Below are 4,511 nucleotides of genomic sequence, written 5' to 3'. Positions count from 1 at the left end.
CCCGGACGTCGAACCCGCCCAGGTGGTCGATCAGCGCGTTGTAGTCGCCGGTGTAGGTGAACTGGACCGCCCGGTCGACGACCTCGACGTCGATCATGTCGTCGGTGCGAAAGCGCGCCTCCTCGACCGGCTCCGCCAGGTGGACCCACACGCGCTTGCCGCTGCGCTTGAGCAGGTCGTCGATATCTTCGAGGTCGACCAGCGCGCCGTCCCGGATGATGCCGACGCGATCGCAGACGCGCTGGACCTCGCTCAGGACGTGCGAGGAGAAGAAGATCGTCTTGCCGGCGTCGCGCTCGCCCTCGATGAACGCGTGCAGGCGGTCCTGCTTGAGCGGATCCAACCCCGCGGTCGGCTCGTCCATGATCACCAGGTCCGGGTCGTGCATGAACGCCTGGACGATCCCGAGCATCCGCCGGTTCCCGGACGAGTACGTCTCGACCGGGCGATCGAGCGGCGGGCGAAACAGCTCGAGCAGCTCGTCGCGGCGCTCGTCGCCGCGCATCCGCGCGAAGTACTCGAGGACCTCCCGGCCCGTCAGTCGCTCCTCGAACCCGAGCTCGTCCGGCAGGTAACCGAGGTTCGCCTTCGCCTCGGTGAGCGCACGTCGGTCGCGGATGTCGGCGCCCAGGACCTCGGCGGTTCCCGCCGTCGGCTTGATGAGCCCGAGCAGGAGGCGGATGGTCGTCGTCTTCCCGGCGCCGTTCGGACCGAGGTAGCCGAAGATCTCGCCCGCCCCGACGTCGAACGTGACGTCGTCGTTCGCGACGACGTCCCCGTACCGCTTGGTCAGCCCCTCGAGGCTGATCGCCGCCGGTTCGGGAGTCGGTTCCGTCTCGGTTGCTTCGAGTTGTCGGGACACGTGTTACCACCTGGGTCGAGAACGACGGATTCCACCGCTGCGACCGTCTCGAGCGACTATATGTGAGGGTCGGATTAAAACGCCGTGTGTCATCTCCCTGACCGTCACGGCGCGGAACGTGTCGACCGGCGCCGGGTCCGAAACGGAAGCGAACCGCACGCACGCCGCCCGCCCTCACCCGATCGTGAGGACGCGATCGGCCGTCTCGACGATCTCGAGCAGGTCGCCCATCGTCGCCCGCGGGCGGAGCTCGCCCGCCTCGAGGTCGCGCGAGTCGAGGCACGTTCCGCAGGCGAGCAGCTCGCCGTCCTCGTTGACGTACTTGCGCACGACGCCGCGGGGATTGAATTTCTCCGCCTCCAGGTCGGGCGCCGTCACGCCGTCGCCGAGGAGGAACGTCTCTACCTCGTGGCCGGCTGCGAGCGCCTCGTTGGCGAGCCGGAACGCGTTCCAGATCCGTTCGGGGTCGGCCGTCTCGACGATCAGTCCCAGGTGCATGGGTGAGGGACGGTCCGCAGGGTTATCAATCGGCCAGTGCCTCGGGCGCCTCGCCGTCGGCTCGCTCGTCGTTCCCGCGGTCGCCGTCGGCCCGCTCTCCGTCCGCGCGGTCCCCGCCAGCCCGCTCGGCCTCGGCGTCGAGCCAGGCCTCGGCGTCCAGCGCGGCCATCGAGCCCGTGCCGGCGGCCGTGACCGCCTGCCGGTACCGCGGGTCCATCACGTCGCCGGCGCCGAAGACGCCGGGCACGTTGGTCCGGGTCGTCATCCCCGTCTCGGTCGGCAGGTGACCGTCGTCGTCGAGGTCGACGGGCGTCTCCCGGAGGAAGTCCGTGTTGGGAACGTGGCCGACGCCGTAGAAGATGCCGCCGACGTCGACGCGTTCTCGGGCGACGTCCTCGCCCGCGTCCGTCCCGAGTTTCTCCGTCGGGCGGCCGTCGGGGTGGCTCACCAGCGTCGCGCCGGTGACGCCGTCCTCCCGAGAGCCGTGAATCTCGAGCAGTTCGGCGTTCCAGCGGAAGTAGATCTGCTCGTGCTCGCGGGCGCGACCGGCCATGATCTCGGAGGCGCGCAGCTCGTCGCGACGGTGGACGACCGTCACCGAGTCGGCGAACTTCGCGAGGAAGAGCGCCTCCTCCATCGCGCTGTCGCCGCCGCCGATCACGAGCACGTCGTCGCCGCGGTGGAAGGCGCCGTCGCAGGTCGCGCAGGTCGAGACGCCGTAGCCCATCAGCTCGTCCTCGTTTTCGGCGCCGACCCAGCGGGCGCTCGCGCCGGTCGCGACGATCAGCGCCCGGGTGTAGAGCGTGTCGCCGTTGGCGAGTTCGAGTTCGAACGGGCGCCCGTCCAGGTCCGCCGCCTCGACGGTCCCGTGGACGAACTCGGCGCCGAACCGTTCGGCCTGCTCCTTGCCGCGCCGGATCAGCTCCATCCCGCCGACGCCCTCGGGGAAGCCGAGGTAGTTCTCGACCTCGGTCGTCAGCGTGAGCTGACCGCCCGGCTCCGGGCCCTCCAGCACGAGCGGCTCGAGGTCGGCCCGCGCGACGTAGATCGCCGCCGAGAGGCCGGCGACGCCGGAGCCGACGATCGCGACGTCGCGAACCGGTTCGACGCCGTCGTGGGTGTCGGTCACGTCGTTCACTCGGCGTAGCCCTCGATCAGGTCGCGGAGTCGGTCCGCCGGCAGCGCGCCGGTGTGCTGTTCCGCCTGCTCGCCGTCCACGAAGAGCGCCAGCGTGGGGACGCCCCGGACGCCGTACTCGGCCGCGAGCGCCTGGTGCTGGTCGACGTCGACCGTCGCGATCGTGGCGTCGGTTTCCGCGGCCAGCCCGCGGAGCACGGGTTCGAGCATCTGACACGGCCCGCACCACGTCGCGAAGAAGTCGACGAGCACGACGTCGTGCTCGTCGACGATCGCGTCGAGGTGGGCCGCGCTCTCGACGGGGAGCGGTTCGTCGGTCGATTCCGCGTTCGGTCCGGCGTACGCGTCGGTTGTCATCGATCTATCGTAGGGACCGACGGTGTTTAAAGGTTTTGTGTGTATTGTACAATACAGATGCGCCGAGGTGGTGGCGAAGATTCCGAGGTGGTGGTGACGGCGACTGACGATTCCGAGGTAATGGTGACGGCGACGTGTGACGCTCGTTCACGCGTTTGATCGGCCCGGGTGACCGATTTCGAGAGTCGACTCGGGGAGAAGAATCGGAACGCGCCCGGCCCCAGTATTGCTCATCTAATACAACACATACGGGTACGTCCCCGTTCGACCGTTTATGCCCCTGCCCGGGGTACGTCGCCCCGATGGCCTCGATACTCGTGTGCTACGGGACGAGCGAGGGACAGACCGCGACCGTCGCGGACCGGATCGTCGACGCGTTCGCCGATCGCGGCCACGACGCCACGGCGATCGCCGTCGCCGACGAGACGCCCGACGTCGAGGCGTCCGACGCGGTCGTGATCGGCGCGTCGATCCACGCCGGTAAACACCAGCAGTCGGTCCGGACGTTCGTCGGGGCGAACCGCGACGCGCTCGCGGCGCGACCCACGGCGTTCTTCCAGGTCTCGCTGTCGTCAGCGACCGAGGAGGGGCGCGAACGGGCTGCGGGTTACGTCGAGACCTTCGTCGAGGAGACCGGCTGGCACCCCGATCGGATCGGCCAGTTCGGCGGCGCGTTGCGCTACTCGGAGTACGGCTTCCTCAAGCGGCTCCTGATGAAGGGGATCGCGAAGCGAACGATCGACGAGCTGCCCGAGCCCGACGCGGCGGGCGATATCGAGTTCACGGACTGGCACGAGGTCGACGCGTTCGCCGCCGACGTGGCCGCGTTCGTCGAAGGGCGCCTCGGGATCGTCCCCCCGGCGGCCGAGGAGCGCGTCGACGACGCGAGGTGACCCCGGGCGCCGCCCGTCGCGGCCGACGACGTTCGCGCGATGGGCGCATTTCGAACGATCGGGGGCGTCAGGCACTCCCGGCCAGTCGCCTCCGCACCGTCCGGAGCGACTGGGTCACTGCCGCCGGATGGGGAAGGCCCAGTCGGTACCGAACCCGATCCTGGCGTTTGAACGGTTCGAACACGGCGGGCTCCTCGAGGTCCCAGATTCGAGCTTCCGGGCCCCGAACTCCGCGGCGCTCGCAGATCGCGTTCGCCGCCCGACGGCCGGCCTCGTTCGCCGACTCCATCGACGCCAGGTCCGCGTTCGTGCGGACGTAGTCGCTCGCCAGCGTCAGGTTTGCGACGGCAACGTCGGCCGGCGGCCGGTTGCGCAGCGAGCCGACGGTGTTGATCAACAGCGGCGAACGGTTTTCGACGCCGCCGTCGGTCTCGACGATCGCCGGATCGAGGAACCAGTCGACGAGCAGCTCGTCGGTCAGGCGGGTCTCGGTCGCGTTGAGCGACAGTTTCAGCTGTTCCCAGATCTCCGTCTCGATCTCCGCGCGGGTACACTTCCTGGCCGGCTTGCCGTACAGGATTCCCGGGGTGTCCCAGTCGGAGGCGATCACCGAGAGGACGCCCTCGACCTCGGCCGGACCGCGCTCGTCGAGGTCGTCGTCGGTCCAGAACTGGCGCTGGGAGATCGACGTCAGCGCCCACGGGGCGTCGGCGTAGACCTGGTGGCCGCGGCTCAGTTCGACGTCGGTCGACAGGAAGTACTGG

The 4,511-nt window shown here is 69.5% G+C and carries 6 protein-coding genes; 1 reads left to right on the top strand and 5 read right to left on the bottom strand.

Going from position 1 to position 4,511, the window contains the following annotated elements; all coding sequences use genetic code 11:
* The 4 genes from QZT59_RS01370 to QZT59_RS01355 form a co-directional block, all read right to left on the bottom strand.
* On the bottom strand, positions 1-862 hold an 862-nt coding region (locus QZT59_RS01370; RefSeq protein WP_290810285.1), incomplete at its 3' end, for an ABC transporter ATP-binding protein.
* Between the two features lie 174 nt (positions 863-1,036).
* The gene (locus QZT59_RS01365; RefSeq protein ID WP_290810281.1) at positions 1,037-1,360 is read right to left on the bottom strand and encodes a DsrE family protein; all 324 of its coding nucleotides are present in this window, start codon (positions 1,358-1,360) and stop codon (positions 1,037-1,039) included.
* 25 nt (positions 1,361-1,385) lie between these two features.
* A complete protein-coding gene (locus QZT59_RS01360; RefSeq protein ID WP_290810279.1) occupies positions 1,386-2,489 on the bottom strand; it encodes an NAD(P)/FAD-dependent oxidoreductase in 1,104 nt (367 codons plus the stop codon).
* 5 nt (positions 2,490-2,494) lie between these two features.
* Entirely contained in the window at positions 2,495-2,854 is a 360-nt protein-coding gene (locus QZT59_RS01355) for a co-chaperone YbbN (RefSeq protein ID WP_290810278.1), read from the bottom strand.
* 302 nt (positions 2,855-3,156) lie between these two features.
* On the opposite strand from QZT59_RS01355, the gene QZT59_RS01350 reads away from it, so the two are divergent.
* Positions 3,157-3,747, top strand: a complete 591-nt coding sequence (locus QZT59_RS01350) for a flavodoxin domain-containing protein (protein WP_290810276.1) — start codon at positions 3,157-3,159, stop codon at positions 3,745-3,747.
* A 67-nt stretch (positions 3,748-3,814) separates the two neighbouring features.
* Here the strand turns inward: QZT59_RS01350 and QZT59_RS01345 are convergent.
* Positions 3,815-4,511 (bottom strand): FAD-dependent oxidoreductase (locus tag QZT59_RS01345; protein ID WP_343195716.1); only part of this gene is annotated, 697 nt, incomplete at its 5' end.

This window comes from Halovivax sp. (assembly GCA_007119345.1).
Classification (GTDB): domain Archaea; phylum Halobacteriota; class Halobacteria; order Halobacteriales; family Natrialbaceae; genus Halovivax.
The sequence above is the reverse complement of the archived record's forward strand: the minus strand, read 5'-3'. Positions and strand labels throughout refer to the sequence as shown.

Coding starts and splice junctions, on each gene's coding strand:
- QZT59_RS01365 (WP_290810281.1), bottom strand. CDS start 1,360: ATGCACCTGGGACTGATCGTCGAGACGGCCGACCCCGAACGGATCTGG.
- QZT59_RS01355 (WP_290810278.1), bottom strand. CDS start 2,854: ATGACAACCGACGCGTACGCCGGACCGAACGCGGAATCGACCGACGAA.
- QZT59_RS01350 (WP_290810276.1), top strand. CDS start 3,157: ATGGCCTCGATACTCGTGTGCTACGGGACGAGCGAGGGACAGACCGCG.